The following is a 14,824-nucleotide window of genomic DNA, read 5'->3' on the forward strand; positions in this document are numbered from 1 at the left end:
ATCGGGGAGGGTTGGGTTGTTTACAGGATCCGGTGGCGGTACCGGTAGAGCAGCGCTCCGACGACCACGAAAGGCGTAAGGAAAGCAAGGAGGTACGGGGCGGCGTAGGCGCCCGCGACAACCAACGCCCGGAGGACGACCCCGACGCCCTCGACTGACTCGAGGAAGGCGGCCACGATGGGCGTGTCGTACCACTGGTCGGGTGCCGGGCGGTCGGGGCGAGGTTCGGCCATCTCGACGGTGATGGTCGAGTACGCGACCCGTCGCTGCAGGTTCTGTAACTGCGCCTCCGTTCGCTCGATTTCGGTCTGGACCTCGGAGAGTCGCCGCTCGACCGCGAGGACGTCCTCGGTGTCGTTTGCCTGCTGGTAGAGCGTCCGCAGTCGGTCGCGTTCGGCCCGGAGGTTCTCCAGTCGCGCCTGCAGGTCGACCACCTGATCGGTCACGTCCTGGGTTTCGGTCCGGGATTCGAGCACCCGTCCCTCACGCTCGACGGCGGTCATCGTCGCCGAGAAGTTATCCGCGGGCACCCGGAGCACGACCCGGCCGGACGTCCAGGCGGCGTCGTCGCGGTCGTTGACCTGCTTCGCCGAGTCGCTGACGTAGCCGCCGTGGCTCTCGACGAGTGCCGTCAGATTCGACCGGGACGCCTCGAAGTCGTCCACGCGCAGGCGGACGTGACCCGTCCGGATGATCGATCGGCTCGTCGCCGCAGTGGCCTCTTCCTCGCCACCGCTCGCGCCGCCGTTGCCGGCGTCGCCTCCGTCGGCGGCACGTTCTTGGGCGTCGGCTCCTTGCGTCTCCGCGAACGTGGCGCTGTCACCGCCACCCCCTGCACCGACCTCCGCGCCGCCGGCCGCGCCGTTGCAGCCGGCGAGCAGTACCAGGGCCACGAACAGGACGGTGACGATCCGGGTTCGTCGTACCATGCGCGCTCCTTGTCCGTCCCGACGCAAAACCCCTGCCAAGACACAAACGGCCGTTTGACATTCGGCGCCGTGGGTATTGTTGTCACAACGGCGATCCGAGCAGGATAGATATTATATACGATATTTTTATCTTGACACAACAACGTGACGACGACATGAACGGCGAGGACCCACGTGGCGGTTCCCAACGTCGGAGGCGCCCGCTCGCAGCCGCGGGCGTTCCGAGAGGACGGCGGCGTGTGGCCAGGACGGCGGTGGGGGACGGACGAACGATCGGTGGGCGGGAATGACGGCTCGTATCGAGGAGGCACGCACGGCCGTCGCCGAGGAGCGGTCGTGTGTAGCTGCCGAACTCGACGCTTTCGAAGCGTTCGACCGGCGCGTGGCCGGCATCCAGACGGTTGCCGCCTCGACGGCTCCGCCACAGTTGACCGACCCGGGCGGCTCCGATCGGTCGCTCGAACGCGTCCGGGAGGCGTACGTGGAGACGGTGATGAGCGTCCCCCACTACGAGGCGGCGTACGGCGACACGGTCGCCGAGAGTCTCGCAGTCGAGTTCGGCGATGACCTCGCGGGAGCCCTCGTCGGTGGGACGGCGCTGACTCCCGAGTTTCGCGACGCCGTCAGGGCCGCAGCCGACGCCGCACGCCGGGAACGGGCGGAGTTTCTCGACGTTCTGGGCCGCGAGGACGACTCGCTGGCCCGGACGGCGTCGGACCTGTCGGCGCTCCATGCCGACCTCGACGCCCTCGACGACCGGCCGCTGCCGGATCGCTCGTTCGACGACCTCCACGCGCTGTGGGGGACGCTCCGGGACCTCGAGACGCGGATCGACGGGATCGCCATGCGCCGACAGGAGACGATCCACGGCCACCGGGGGACGCTCCCGGGCATTCCCGCCGATCTGACCGAGTACCTCTATGCTGACCTCCCGGAGACGTACCCGGTGCTCGCCGCCGCCGCGGACGCCGGGCGGGCGGTCGACTGTGCCCGACGGCGTGTGGAACGGCGGCTCGCCTCGACGGCCTGATCGCCGCCGTCGGTCGACGCCGACGGGAAACGTTGAGGTGGCGGCCGCCCCCAAGAGACGGTATGCGACCCGAAGAGCTGCGGGCGGAGATCCCCGCCCTCGATCGCGGAATCTACTTCAACACCGGCGCGTCCGGGCCGGCCCCCCGACGTGTCGTCTCGGCTGCAAGTGATTTCCTCGAACACCACGAGTACGTCGCCCCCGTCGAGGAAGGCGCGTACCCCGCGGCCTTCGAGACGTTCGAAGAGACCCGGGAGACCGTCGCCGGTTTCCTCGGCGCCGAGCCGTCCGAAATCGCCCTCACCGAGAGCACCGCCGACGGAATCGCCCGCGTCGCCGCCGCCCTCGACTGGGAGGCGGGCGACGTCGTCGTCCGCACCGACCTCGAACACTCCGCGGGCGTCGTTCCTTGGTGGAACCTCCGCGAGCAGGGCGTCGAAGTGCGGGTCCTCGACACCGAGGCCGGGCGTGTCGACCTCGACGCGCTGGACGCCGCCGTCGCCGACGCCCGCCTGCTCTGTCTGAACTCGATCACCTGGAACTACGGGACGCAGTTGCCGATCCCGGAGATCGTCGAGATTGCCCACGACCACGACACGCTGGTGCTGGTCGACGCCGTCCAGTCGCCGGGTCAGGTGCCCGTCGACGTCGGCGAGTGGGGCGCCGACTTCGTCGCCGCCGCCGGTCACAAGTGGCTCCTCGGTCCGTGGGGAGCCGGGTTTCTCTACGTCGATCGGTCGGTAGCCGACCGTCTCACGCCGGGCGTCGCCGGCTACCGGAGCGTCGTGGACACCGGGGCCACGGATCTGGAACTGAAAGCCGGGGCGCCCCGACTGGAGGTCGGCACCACGTCGCCGGCGCCGTACCGCGGCCTGATGAAAGCGATCGAGACGATGGAGGCCATCGGCTACGACACGATCACCGGCCGCATCGAGCGGCTGACCGATCGCCTGAAGGCAGGGCTCGACGATCGCCTGCTCGGTCCCCGCGAGTACGAATCCGGACTCGTCACCTTCGACGCCGACGATCCCGAGGGGCTGGTCGAACGTCTCGGCGAGCGGGACGTCCACGTTCGATCGCTGCCCTACCCCGACGCGGTGCGCGCGTCGGTCCACGTGTTCAACACCGCTGCGGACGTGGACGCGCTGCTGGACGCGCTGTGAGCGACCCCCACGCCACGCGGTCCCCACAGCGCCGGGACGGCCCGTCGGGTCGACCACGACCATATTTACCGCGCCGACCGGAACGGGGTGGCATGAGCCGTCGTCAGGAGGGGGAGCCCCGGTGAACCGGCTCCACCCGCGGGTTCGTGTCGTCTGGGCCGCCCAGGCCGCTATCGTGGCCGGAATCCTGGCCGTCATCTCGAAGACCGTCGACCTGCTGGCCGTCGACCTGCCGGTGTGGGTTCCGCCCGCGGTCTTCGTTTCCGTCCTCACCGTCGGCGTTGGCCTCGCAGTCGCGCGGTATCGCGTCTGGCGCTACGAGGTGCGGGACGACGCCCTCTATCTCGAACGCGGCGTGTTCACGCGCGTCCGGACGGTCGTTCCCTTCGTCCGTCTCCAACACGTCGACTCCTCGCGCGGCCCCGTCGAGCGACTCGTCGGCCTTGCCAGTACCGTCGTCTACACAGCCGGGTCGCGCGGCGCCGACGTGACGGTTCCGGGACTGACACCCGAGGGTGCCGACGACCTGCGTGAACGGCTGAAGCGCCTCGCCATCCGTGCCGAGGGCGAAGACGCCGTATGAAACTCTCGCTACTCTCGGTCCCGTACCGCGTGGTGGAGCGCGGCGGGAGCGTCGTCTTCACTGCCGCCATCCTGTTTTCCGGAGCGTCGGCCGCCTTCGGCCCCGTCGGCACCCTCGTCGGCGCCGGGCTGGTCGGTCTCGCGTTGCTCCTCGTGATCGGCTACGAAGTCGCCTACTACCGGCGGTTCGAGTACGACCTGGACGGCGATACTTTCGACATCCGTTCGGGCGTGATCTCCCGTCGGAACCGGGAGATCCCGCTCCGGCGCATCCAGAACGTCGACATCAGCCGGAACGTCGTCCAGCGGGCCTTGGGCGTCGCCGCCGTCGACTTCGAGACGGCCGGCGGGAGCGAGACGGAGGCCTCGCTCCGGTTCGTCGAGTTCGCGGAAGCAAAGCGGCTCCAGGCCGAGATCGGTCGCCTGAAACGCGGCGGCGAGGCCGAGGACGGCGACGCCGACGCCCCCGAGGCGGCGGAACTGTTCGCGCTCTCTCCCCGGGAACTCGCCTTGGTCGGGGCGCTCTCTTTCGACGCTCGCATCCCTGGACTGCTCTTCGTCCTCCTCTCGGGGAGCGTGCCCGCCGTCTCGTCGCTGCTTCCCGTCGGAACGAGCCGGTTCCTGCTCGCCGCCGGCGTCGTCGCCCTCGGGGTCGGGGTGGTCCTCGTAGCGTGGCTCGCCGGCGCTGCCGCGGCCGTCCTCAACTACTACGACTTCCGACTGACCCGGGTCGAGGACGAACTGCAGTACGAACGCGGACTCCTGCGTCGGTACGACGGCTCGATCCCGCTGGACAAGGTCCAGACCCTCACGGTCGCCGACGATCCCCTGAAGCGGTTCTTCGGCTACGCGTCGCTCCGGATCGAGACGGCGGGCTACGCCCCGGGGTCCGGCTCCGGCGAGGGGGGTTCGGAGGCGGCCGTGCCCCTCGCCGCCCGCGACCGGGTGTTCGACCTCGCGAACCGGATCGAGTCGTTCGGGTCGCCGGCGTTCGAGCGCCCGCCGAAGCGGGTCCGGAGCCGGTACGCGTTCCGCTATCTGCTCGCCGTCGGCGTGTTCGTGGGGCTCCTCTATGCGGTGACGGTCGTCACGCCCCGCTCGCTGCCGTGGTATGGCCCACTCCCCCTGGCGCTTTTCGCCCCGGTCGCCGCCCACCTCAAGTGGAAACACCGCGGGTACTGGCTCGGCGAGACCCACGTCGTCACCCGGAACGGCGTCCTCAGACGGCGCATCAAGGTCGTGCCGTACTACCGAGTGCAGACGGTGATCGACACGCGAACCGTCTTCCAGCGCCGGTGGGGGGTGGCGACCGTCACCGCAGACACCGCGGGGTCGCTCTCGCTCGTCGGCCACGACGCCGCCGCGGTGGACGTCGACGCGGCGACGGCCGACGACCTCCGGACGGCCCTCGATACCCGCCTTCGGGAGTCGCTCGCGACACGCCGCGGGTGGCTCGACGACGGGTCGACGGCGAGTCCCGACACCGGCGACGACGTCGGTACGGACGCACCGTCCGGGACGTAACGATCACTCCGTGCGGGGGACGGCGACGGCGCCGGCGACGAAGAAGGCGGCCGCCAACACGGCGAGGACGGCGAGTGCGCCCGTCGGATCGCCGCCGTCGGCCGCGGTCCGCACCCCACGGGAGAAGTACGTCAGCGGCGAGAACGCCGTCACAGGCCGGAACCACGCCGGCAGCATCGTCGGCGGGACGAGCGTCTCCGAGAGTGCCCAGACGGGCAGCGCCACGGCGTTGCTGGCGGCGATGACGCCGTCCTGTGAGTCGGCGATCCGGCCGAGGATCGCTCCCAGCCCACAGAAGAGCGCGACGCCGACGACCACCAGCGGTACGAGTGCCAGGAGCACCGGCCCGACGACCACCTCGGCGCCCGTCACGATGACGACCAAGACCAGCAGGAGCAAGCCGGCGAGTCCGATGATGGCGACGTTGACGAGGGTGTGTGCCAGGAGCCACTCCCAGCGCCGAAGCGGCGTCGTCGCCAACTTCTCGAACCGGTTGCCGTCCCGGTGACGGGCGATGGTACTGCCGACCCGCGACAGCGGCGTGAACACGACGACGACGGCCAGGTAGCCGGGGAGGTAGTACGACGGCTCCCGGGCGAACAGGCCGCCGCCGGTCGGCCGCGTTCCCACCAGGGCGCCGAAGATCAGGATGAGGAGGACGGGGAAAAAGAACGTGAAGAAGACGGCCGTCTTCCGACGGACGAACGACCGGAGGGCGCCGACGAACGTGGACCGAATCCGCCGACGCCGGCTCATCGCTCGCCCTCCGTCTCGGTCGGCGTGGCGGGTCCGGTCGCGTCCGCCGGGGCGATCGATTCGCCGGTGAGACGGAGGTAGACGTCCTCGAGCCCGGGTTCAGCCCAGGTGAACGAGTCGACGTCTACGCCCTCGGCTTCGAGCGTCGCGACGACGTCGCCGACGTCGGCGAGTGCGACGTCACGGACCACCAGTCGCCCGTCGCGTTCGGCCACCTCGGCGCCGAGGGCAGTCGAGAGCGCGTCCCGGTCGACGGGCCGGGTGGCGTCGACGAGCAGGTGACTGTCGCCACCGTGCTCCGCGATCAACGCGGCCGGCGTCCCGACAGCGACGAGGCGTCCGGTGCGGAGCAGGCCGACCCGATCCGCGAGGCGTTCGACCTCCGCCATGGAATGACTGGTGAGCAACACGGTCGTACCCCCGGCCGCCAGGTCGTCGATCAGGGTCCACAGCGACCGCCGACCGGCGGGGTCGATGCCGGTCGTCGGCTCGTCGAGAAAGAGCACGTCGGGGTCGTTCACGAGCGCCGTGCCGACGCAGGCGCGGCGCTGTTGGCCCCCCGAGAGGTTCTGGTACCAGGTGTCGGCATCGTCGGAGAGCCCCACGTCGCAGAGGACGGCCTCGACGGACCGGGCGTCGTCGTAGAGACCGGCGTAGTAGGCGATCAGTTCGCGGGCGGTGAGCCGGTCCGCGGGGCGAAACGACTGGGGGAGCAGGCCCACGCGTGCGGCGTCGACGTTGCCGGGGGCGACCCCCAGTACGCGGACGGTCCCCTCACAGCGCGTCGTCCCGGTGAGCGCCCGGACGAGCGTCGTCTTGCCGGCGCCGTTCGGCCCGACCAGGCCGAACACCTCGCCGGTGGGAATCGACAGCGAGACGCCGTCCAGCGCGACGGCGTCGCCGTACTGCTTGCGCACGTCGTCGGCGACGAGTACCTCTGCCTCGGCCATACCTGAGGCTCGCGAGGGTGGCGAGGTAAGGATTCCCCTTCGGTGCTGTCCAGTGGCGTCCGAGCCGACAGTTCACACCCGGCTTCGGACCATCGCGGCCAACTCGTCCACGTCGTAATCGCCGTCCTCGTCCTTGTCGTAGATGGTGTCGCCGTCGACGTGCACCCGGAAGACGCCTTTCTCGCCGGTCACGAGCGCCACGGAGTCGAGGTCCTCGCCCAGCGCCGTGAGCAGGGCGTGCTGGATGCTTTCGGCACGGTCGAGGAAGCCACACGGAACACAGTACTCGATGGCCACGTCAGTCATGGTCGACCGTTAGGGAAGCGGCGGCATAAATCCCGCCCCGTCCGACTCGGGACGATCAGCCGTCGATCCGGGTGTGTCCCGTGCGGCGGCGCTCGACGAACGCCCAGTCGATGTCGACGCCGAGTCCCGGGTCGTCGGGGACGGGCATCCGGCCGTCGCCGTCGATCGCCTCGGGTTCGCCCTCGAACCCCTGATTCAGGATCCAGTTGCTCTCGGGGTTGAGAAGGCCGTGTTCGAAGTAGTTGGAGTTGCGCAACGCGCTCATCAGGTGGGCGTGTGCCGGGCCGCCGAGCAGGAGTTCCACGTCGACGCCGAAGGACTCGGCGGTCTCCGCGATTTTGAGCGCCCCCGTGATGCCGCCGTCGAGGTGGGCGCTCGCCCGGACGAGATCCGTCGCCTCCGTGGCGAGGCTGCCGGCGGTGCCGTACGGCCCCGTGCGGACGTGTTCGAGGCCGAGCATCGGCGTGTCGAGTTCGGCGACGAGTTTCCTGACCGCCCGCTCGCTCACGCCGCCGTCGTGGAACGGATCCTCGTACCAGAAGAACCCGAGGTCGTCGAGCGCCCGCCCGACCGCTAGAGCGTCGGCGTAGGTCCGATAGAGGCTGGAGGCGTCGAGCATGAGATCCAGTCGGTCGCCGACACGCTCGGCGAGTGCCTCGCAGATGGCGACGTCGAGGTCGGGATCGACGGCGGGGTGGCCGTGGAACTTGAACCCGCCGTAACCACGGTCGAGACAGGTCTCGGCGAAGTCTGCGACGGCCTCGGGGCCGTCGAGTCCGCCGTTGTCGTCGACGAACATCGTCGAGGCGTACGTCGGAAGCGAGTCGCGGCCGCCGCCGAGCAGCGTCGAGACGCTCTCGCCGTAGTGCCGGCCGGCGAGATCCCAGAGCGCGACGTCGATGGGGCCGACCCCGAAGCGATCGGTGTGTCTGAGCGCCCGCCAGCAGTCCTGCCAGATCTCTCGCCGTGCCAGCGGATCACGGCCAAGGACGTGTTCCTCGGCCACCATCCGTATCTGTGCGATCATGGGCGGTGTGAACGAGAATCCGCGGTACCGTCCCTCCGTGCCGTCGGCGGTCCGGATCGTGAGGACGAACCCGGGCGGTTCGAGCGTCGAGTCGGGGTCGTACACCCAGTTGCCGTCGACGGTCCCCGTCCGTGGCACCTCGTAGTCGAACTCGTGGATCTCGATCTCGCTGATGCGCATCGGGGGAGTGTCGACCGCGTCGAGCAAAGATCTTGGGACGACGACACATACTGAATCGACGACGGACGGAGTCCCACGAATCGGCGGAGAGTTACTCCGGCCGCGGCCGACTGAGGTTCCGCAACGTACCCTCACACTCCGGACAGCAGGTCGGGGACTCCGCGCTACAGAGCCGTGCACCACACTCCAGACACTCGTACAGTTGTTCGTCCAGATCACAGGGGGCAGGATCCGACGGCGTTGGCATACGTCCGCACACACGTCCATGATTCATGTTAACTCTTATCTGTGTCGTCGAGAACTGAACGTACGTCGAACGACGGCCCCAGACACGCTCGCGGTCGGACCCTGCGATCGGTTCGTCGTCGCTGGGGGCAGGACGGGAACGTTCCATCGGGTGGATCGAGCGCAGTCGCCGCCCCGTTTTTTGTCCCTGGCCCGCGTCGACTGTCGCATGTTCGACAGGATCCTCTTTCCGACCGACGGCAGCGACGGGGCGACCGCCGCCTTCGGGCATGTCCTCGACCTCGCGGCCGCCCACGACGCCACGGTGTACGTCCTCAACGTCGCGGATACGGCGCGTGACAGCGTCACGCAGGTTCGAGGACGGGTGATCGACGCCCTCGAACGCGAGGGTGCCCGCACCGTCAAAGAGACGGCCGAACGGGCGAGCGATCGGGGCGTCGCGACCGTCACCGAGGTGTTGCAGGGCGAGCCATACAGCACCATCGTCGACTACGCGGCCACAAACGACGTCGACCTCGCCGTCATGCCGACCCACGGCCGGCGTGGACTCGAACGGTTCCTTCTCGGGAGTACGACCGAGCGGGTGGTCCGTCGGTCCGAGGTTCCCGTTCTCACGATCCGACCGGACGAGGACGTGACAGCCCGTCATCCCTACCGGAACGTGCTGGTGCCGACCGACGGGAGCGACCCGTCGGCGGCGGCGCTCGATCTGGCGGTCGACGTGGTCGGCGACGGCGGACCGGGGCTCCACCTCCTCTCCGTGGTCGACGTGGCCAGCCTCGGGATCGAGGTCAGAACCGACATCGCGGTCGACGCACTGGAGGAGAGGGCAAACGAGATCCTGGAGACGGCCGAAGGCACCGCGGCGGCGGGGGGCGTCGCTCCGGCCGCGACGACGGTGGAGTACGGCACCTCGATCGCCCGCGTCGTCCGGTCGTACGTCGCGGATCATGACGTCGACCTCGTGATCGTCGGGACACACGGACGAACGGGCTTCGACCGGTACGTCCTGGGGAGCGTCACGGAAAAGCTCGTGCGGACGGCCCCCGTTCCGGTCCTGACGGTTCGGGGATCGTCGGCGGTACCCTGAGCGACGACGCCGAGGCGGACGATTATCACGCACGGGAATCGGCGGATAGCTTTATCGCCCCGACTCGCCGACGGTGGGGGCATGCAGGACTTCGAATCGGCGTTCGGTCAAGGGGGTCTGAACGATCAGGTCTCGGCCGACGCCCTCATGGACGAGTGCGGGCTGGACGAGAGCGAAATCGCGTGGCGGAAGGACTTCGTCGGCTTCGACGAGGCCGATGCGCGCCGCCTCGAAGGGCTCGACGAACTGTTTCGTGAACGGGCCGACCAGATCGCCGACGACTTCTACGACAATCTGACCGGGTACGACGAGACGCGGGCGGTGATCGACCGCTCGGAGAAGGGTATCGAACAACTGAAGCGGACACAGTCCGCGTATCTCGTCTCGCTCGCCGACGGGGAGTACGGCGCCGACTACTTCCGGAACCGTGCCCGGATCGGGAAGCTCCACGACCTGCTGGACATGCCGATAAAGCAGTATATCGGTCAGTACGGCGTCTACTACGACCTCCTCGTTCCCCTGCTGATGGAGCGGACGGCGGACCGCCTCCTCGGCCACCTCGACGAGGCAGCCGGCGTCGACGACGCGGCCGTCGAGGATCTCGTCCGGTCGGAACTCGACGAGGGTCTGGCGGAGATCCTCTCGGTCCTCCGCATCATCAACCTCGACATGCAGGTGGTCGCGGACACCTACATCCACTCGTACAACCGGCGACTCGAAGCGACGATCGACGAGCGCGAAAAGTTGATGGACGGGGTCGAACGCGACCTCGCGGAGCCGGTGGCCACCCTTCGGGAGTCCGCGGAGGACGTGGCCGAGAGTGCGGGGTCGATCAGCGACCTCGCGGACGAACAGGCCGACACCATGGGAGAGGTCGCCGGCGAGGTGTCGAACATGAGCGCGACCGTCGAGGAGATAGCCTCCACGGCCGACGAGGTGGCGGCCACCAGCGACCGTGCCGAGGAACTGGCTGCCGAAGGTCGAGAGGCGGCGACCGAGTCGATCGCGGTGATGCAGCAGGTGAGCGAATCGGCCCGGGAGGTGACGGCGGACGTCGACGACCTGGAAGAGCGGATCGACGAGATCGACGAGGTCGTCGAGGTGATCAACGACATCTCGGACCAGACGAACCTGCTAGCACTCAACGCCTCGATCGAGGCAGCCCGCGCGGGCGAGGCCGGCGACGGCTTCGCCGTCGTCGCCGACGAGGTGAAAGGCCTCGCCGAGGAGTCACAGCGACACGCTGGCGAGATCGAGGCGATGGTCGCCGATATCAAATCCGAGACCGCGGCGGCGGTCGAAAGCCTGGAAGCGACGGCCGAAGAGGTCGAACGGGGCGTCGAAGGGGTTGAGGACGCGATGACCAAACTCGAGCGGATCGTCGACGTCATCGCCGACGCCTCGCAGGGGATTCGCGAGGTGTCGACGGCGACCGACGATCAGGCGGCCTCGACCGAGGAGGTCGCCGGTATGATCGACCGACTGGTGGATCGTGCCGATCGGGTGGCCGAGGAGGTAGAGCGCGTCGCCGCGGCCAACGAACGGCAGACAGAGCGAATCCGCGAGGTCGACGAGGCCGTCACTCGTCTGGGGACGAACTGACCGGCAGGTTCCCACGACTCGCGGGCGCACGTTCAATAACCTCGGGTGAGATGCCCGGCCCGTGCTCGGACGCCCGGAGGCGGTCACGTGATGCTCGACCTGTTCACACGACTGTTCGGCACCGATCCACTGATCCACGGGGTCGTGGGCGGCGTCGTCATCGCGACGTTCAACCTGCTGGGGGCGTCGCTGGTGTTCGTCTGGCGGGATCCCTCCGAACGGGCGCTCGACGGGGCGCTCGGGTTCGCCGCGGGCGTGATGCTCGCCGCGAGTTTTACGAGCCTCATCATCCCGGGCATCGAGACGTATTCCGGCGGCGACCCGCTCCCGGTGTTGCTCGGTCTCGCGCTGGGTGCGCTCTTTCTCGACCGGTCGGACGCGCTGGTGCCCCACGCTCACTATCTCGTCACCGGCCGCCAACGGGACGACGCGGCCGGCGGGAACCGGAGCCTGCCGATCGACGACGAACGATTCGCGGGTGTCGTCCTGTTCGTCCTCGCGATCACGCTCCACAACATGCCGGAGGGGCTCGCCGTCGGCGTCGGCTTCGGGAGCGGCGACCTCGCCACGGCCGTGCCGCTGATGCTCGCCATCGGCATCCAGAACGTGCCGGAGGGTCTCGCCGTCTCGATCGCGGCCATCAACGCGGGACTGGATCGGCGGGCCTACGCCGTCTTCGCCGGGATCCGCTCGGGTGTCGTCGAGATCCCCCTGGCGATCCTCGGCGCGTACGCCGTCGGTGCGGTGTCGTCGCTCCTGCCGTACGCGATGGGCTTTGCCGCGGGCGCGATGCTGTTCGTCATCAGCGACGAGATCGTCCCGGAGACCCACACGGGGGGACACGAACGCGTCGCGACCCTCGGGACGCTCGCCGGGGTGATCGTGATGCTCTATCTCGACATCTCGCTCGGCTGAGCGGCGGGCGACGGCGCGACGACCGCCCCGGCAACGCACCGGAGCAGTCGAATTCTCATGCGTCTGGAAAGAGGGGGGCTCATATATCGGCGGCCTTCCTATCCATCAACGATGAACGGGGGTACGGACCTGACGTTCCACTGCCCGACGTGTGACGAATCCATGGACGTGAACGCGCCGATGCGGGAGGCGCTCCTAGAACACGGGTGTGTGGTCTGTGGAACCACCGTCCCTCGGAGTGCGTTCTCCTCCGCTTCTTCTCCCGGCGCCGACGGTGACGGCGAAGCCTGACCCGCGTCGGTCGACCCCGGTCGCGGCGGCCGAGTTGCATAATTATAAACGGTCGCCTCCCTTTCTCCCGACAGACGACACTAATGACCGTGGAGCAACAGACCGCGATGACGGGGGCCGAAACCGACGCCCTCCTCGGACGTCACGAGACCGGCGTCCTCTCGCTCGCCCGCGAGGACGAACCCTACGCGGTGCCGATTTCGTACGGGTACGACGCGGGCGAACGCCAGTTCTGTATGCGACTGGTGTCCGCGCCGGGGAGCGGGAAACGTCGGTTTCTCGGCGACTCCCCGAAGGTTCGATTCGTCGTGTACGAGGAGCGCGAGACGACGTATCGGAGCGTCATCGCGGACGGGCGACTCGAACACCTCCCGAAGTCGGCACTCACGCCCGACCACGTCGAACGCTTCGGCGCGGCGAAGCGGCCGCTGTTCGAGATGTGGGGCGAACCGAAGGCGGAGCTGAACGTCGAACTCTACGAACTCTCGCCGGACGAACTGAGCGGCCGACGGATCGACATCGACCCCTGATCACGTTTCACTGTTCGAGGACGGCGTCCAGCAGTTTCGACTGTGCGGCACTCAAGTGTTCGCTGAACGTCGAGCGCGAGATGTCGAGGGCGTCCGCAACCTCGCCTGCGTTCGCACCCTTCGGGTGATCGAAGTAGCCCATCTCGTGGGCACGTTCGAGCACCTCGCGCTGTCGGGCGGTCAGTCGCCCCCGATCGACGAACACCAAGTCGTGGTCGGACGGATCCCCGTGGGATCGGAGGAGTCGACGGACGTCCACCTCGGGATACGCCTCGCGGAGCGTCGTGATGACTCCCCGAAGTTCGCTCATGTCGGCGGCATGAAAGACCAGATGCAGCATCCCGTCGCGCGTATGGACGTCGACGACCGGGCAGTCAAACGCCTCGACGCGCTCGCAGGGGCATCCCTGTCCGCGGGGGCGGCTGAACCGATACGTGGTCTTCGACCCATAGGTGAACACGGGCTCTACGTCGCCGCCGGGTGGCGCCTCGACGGCCGTGTCTTCGAGCATGAACTCCTCGGTTACCCGGCCCGTGGCCTCCGGATCGATCCCCCTGGTGACGGAGGAGGTGGGCGCACCGGCGTCCGCGGCGGCGCTCGCGACGGGACAACTGCCGTCGGCGTCGACCCGCAGTTCCGCCCGAATGCCTGTCGCCATCATCCGCGGCTTTGCGGGCCAGGTTCCTAAGCTTGGCCATCCGTCCCCGCCCGTTCCGGGCGGGGACGCCGACCGGAGGGAGCGTTTCGCTTATAAACCACCCACGATATCGTGGGTGTAGACTGGTTGTCCCCCAGCGAGTACGTGTATGCGACCGACGATGGCTATCGCCACCAGCCCGCCCGAAAAGACGATCGAAGAATCGACCGTCCGTGATTCCGAGGAGGTCCAAGCGGTACTCGACGCCCTGCACGATCCCGACTGTCGTGCGGTCCTCGACGCGACGGGTGAGGAGTCGCTGTCGGCCAGCGAACTCTCCGACGTCTGTGAACTACCGCTGTCGACGACGTATCGGAAGCTCGATACGCTCACGGGGGTTGGCCTCCTCGACGAGCGAACCCGCCTCTGTCCCGACGGCAAGCACGCGAGCGAGTACGTCCGTTCGGTGGAACACGTCGACGTCGACGTCGTCGACGGCGGCTTCGAACTCACCGTGACGCATCGGGTGCGGTCCGGAACGACGACGCCCCTCTAACTCCCGGTCGTCACCGTCCGGCCCGATCGCACAGGATTCTTACAGCGTCATCCGTGGTCGTTCGCACGCCCCACAGGAATGATACCACGAGCCACACTGCGGGAGGCGTACGCCGATACGGTGAGGGACGCTACTACGTGAAGCGGTTACGGAAGGAGTACCCGGCGAGCGAACGGCCGGTGTTCGACGTCTCGGTCGGGCCGCCTCACCCCGAGTCGCGGTGTCGACGCACCGCCCACAGCACGAGGAGCAGTCCCTCGATGCGGGCGGCGGTGTACACCCAGCGGCGTGGCGTGGCGTCGCCTTCGGTCGCTAGGTTCAGCCAGACGTCGACGAGTCGGCGGGGACGGAACGCCTCGGCGAGGCCGAGCGCCAGTGCGGCGATACGGAGGAGCATATCCGAACCACGCGCCCGACACTACTAATTGTTATTGGTGATATTATATGACTGGCCGGCGTGGCTCGGGGCTGTTCCAACACCCTGGGAACGACGGTGCGGTTGAAATGCGT

At 68.4% G+C, this 14,824-nt stretch carries 18 protein-coding genes; 10 read left to right on the forward strand and 8 right to left on the reverse strand.

What is annotated here, in order from left to right; genetic code table 11:
* Positions 1-20: 20 nt before the first annotated feature.
* Positions 21-929: a DUF4349 domain-containing protein gene (locus NBT82_RS04530; RefSeq protein ID WP_251330384.1), complete on the reverse strand. Its 909-nt coding sequence runs from the start codon at positions 927-929 to the stop codon at positions 21-23.
* A 286-nt stretch (positions 930-1,215) separates the two neighbouring features.
* Here NBT82_RS04530 and NBT82_RS04535 point away from each other — a divergent pair, with 286 nt between their 5' ends.
* The 4 genes from NBT82_RS04535 (at position 1,216) to NBT82_RS04550 (ending at position 5,228) form a co-directional block, all read left to right on the forward strand.
* Positions 1,216-1,959, forward strand: coding sequence for a DUF7260 family protein (locus NBT82_RS04535; protein WP_251330385.1), 744 nt, complete (start codon positions 1,216-1,218; stop codon positions 1,957-1,959).
* 62 nt (positions 1,960-2,021) lie between these two features.
* Positions 2,022-3,122, forward strand: a complete 1,101-nt coding sequence (locus tag NBT82_RS04540) for an aminotransferase class V-fold PLP-dependent enzyme (protein WP_251330386.1) — start codon at positions 2,022-2,024, stop codon at positions 3,120-3,122.
* Positions 3,123-3,306: 184 nt separating this feature from the next.
* Positions 3,307-3,705 carry a PH domain-containing protein gene (locus NBT82_RS04545; RefSeq protein ID WP_425601777.1) on the forward strand — a complete coding sequence of 133 codons (399 nt, stop codon included), beginning with the start codon at positions 3,307-3,309 and terminating at the stop codon, positions 3,703-3,705.
* A complete protein-coding gene (locus NBT82_RS04550; RefSeq protein ID WP_251330388.1) occupies positions 3,702-5,228 on the forward strand; it encodes a PH domain-containing protein in 1,527 nt (508 codons plus the stop codon). The genes NBT82_RS04545 and NBT82_RS04550 overlap by 4 nt, the downstream gene beginning before the upstream one ends.
* Positions 5,229-5,231: 3 nt before the next feature.
* Here NBT82_RS04550 and NBT82_RS04555 read toward each other — a convergent pair whose 3' ends face one another.
* The 5 genes from NBT82_RS04555 to NBT82_RS04575 form a co-directional block, all read right to left on the reverse strand.
* Entirely contained in the window at positions 5,232-5,984 is a 753-nt protein-coding gene (locus NBT82_RS04555; protein WP_251330389.1) for an ABC transporter permease, read from the reverse strand.
* Entirely contained in the window at positions 5,981-6,934 is a 954-nt protein-coding gene (locus NBT82_RS04560) for an ABC transporter ATP-binding protein (protein ID WP_251330390.1), read from the reverse strand. The genes NBT82_RS04555 and NBT82_RS04560 overlap by 4 nt, the downstream gene beginning before the upstream one ends.
* Before the next feature lie 72 nt (positions 6,935-7,006).
* Positions 7,007-7,240, reverse strand: a complete 234-nt coding sequence (locus tag NBT82_RS04565) for an Rdx family protein (RefSeq protein ID WP_251330391.1) — start codon at positions 7,238-7,240, stop codon at positions 7,007-7,009.
* A 55-nt stretch (positions 7,241-7,295) separates the two neighbouring features.
* A complete protein-coding gene (locus NBT82_RS04570; protein ID WP_251330392.1) occupies positions 7,296-8,447 on the reverse strand; it encodes an enolase C-terminal domain-like protein in 1,152 nt (383 codons plus the stop codon).
* Positions 8,448-8,538: 91 nt separating this feature from the next.
* Complete coding sequence (locus NBT82_RS04575) at positions 8,539-8,694, reverse strand: rubrerythrin-like domain-containing protein (protein ID WP_251330393.1); 156 nt, start codon at positions 8,692-8,694, stop codon at positions 8,539-8,541.
* Positions 8,695-8,901: 207 nt separating this feature from the next.
* Between NBT82_RS04575 and NBT82_RS04580 the strand changes: the two genes are divergently transcribed.
* The 5 genes from NBT82_RS04580 to NBT82_RS04600 all read left to right on the forward strand — a co-directional run bounded on the left by NBT82_RS04580 (position 8,902) and on the right by NBT82_RS04600 (position 13,121).
* Positions 8,902-9,783 (forward strand): universal stress protein, encoded by an 882-nt coding sequence (locus NBT82_RS04580; RefSeq protein WP_251330394.1) that lies wholly within the window; start codon positions 8,902-8,904, stop codon positions 9,781-9,783.
* A gap of 81 nt (positions 9,784-9,864) precedes the next feature.
* Entirely contained in the window at positions 9,865-11,385 is a 1,521-nt protein-coding gene (locus NBT82_RS04585) for a globin-coupled sensor protein (protein ID WP_251330395.1), read from the forward strand.
* Between the two features lie 90 nt (positions 11,386-11,475).
* Complete coding sequence (locus tag NBT82_RS04590; protein ID WP_251330396.1) at positions 11,476-12,300, forward strand: ZIP family metal transporter; 825 nt, start codon at positions 11,476-11,478, stop codon at positions 12,298-12,300.
* 111 nt (positions 12,301-12,411) lie between these two features.
* Positions 12,412-12,591, forward strand: coding sequence for a DUF7560 family zinc ribbon protein (locus tag NBT82_RS04595; protein ID WP_251330397.1), 180 nt, complete (start codon positions 12,412-12,414; stop codon positions 12,589-12,591).
* Between the two features lie 83 nt (positions 12,592-12,674).
* Positions 12,675-13,121 carry a pyridoxamine 5'-phosphate oxidase family protein gene (locus NBT82_RS04600; RefSeq protein WP_251330398.1) on the forward strand — a complete coding sequence of 149 codons (447 nt, stop codon included), beginning with the start codon at positions 12,675-12,677 and terminating at the stop codon, positions 13,119-13,121.
* A 7-nt stretch (positions 13,122-13,128) separates the two neighbouring features.
* Here the strand turns inward: NBT82_RS04600 and NBT82_RS04605 are convergent, their stop codons facing one another.
* Positions 13,129-13,779: a helix-turn-helix domain-containing protein gene (locus NBT82_RS04605; RefSeq protein ID WP_251330399.1), complete on the reverse strand. Its 651-nt coding sequence runs from the start codon at positions 13,777-13,779 to the stop codon at positions 13,129-13,131.
* Positions 13,780-13,927: 148 nt separating this feature from the next.
* Here NBT82_RS04605 and NBT82_RS04610 point away from each other — a divergent pair, with 148 nt between their 5' ends.
* The gene (locus tag NBT82_RS04610) at positions 13,928-14,314 is read left to right on the forward strand and encodes a winged helix-turn-helix domain-containing protein (protein WP_251330400.1); all 387 of its coding nucleotides are present in this window, start codon (positions 13,928-13,930) and stop codon (positions 14,312-14,314) included.
* Between the two features lie 205 nt (positions 14,315-14,519).
* On the opposite strand, the gene NBT82_RS04615 is transcribed toward NBT82_RS04610, so the two are convergent.
* Positions 14,520-14,711, reverse strand: a complete 192-nt coding sequence (locus NBT82_RS04615) for a hypothetical protein (protein WP_251330401.1) — start codon at positions 14,709-14,711, stop codon at positions 14,520-14,522.
* Positions 14,712-14,824: the final 113 nt, after the last annotated feature.

This window comes from Haloplanus sp. HW8-1, from assembly GCF_023703795.1.
Lineage (GTDB): Archaea > Halobacteriota > Halobacteria > Halobacteriales > Haloferacaceae > Haloplanus > Haloplanus pelagicus.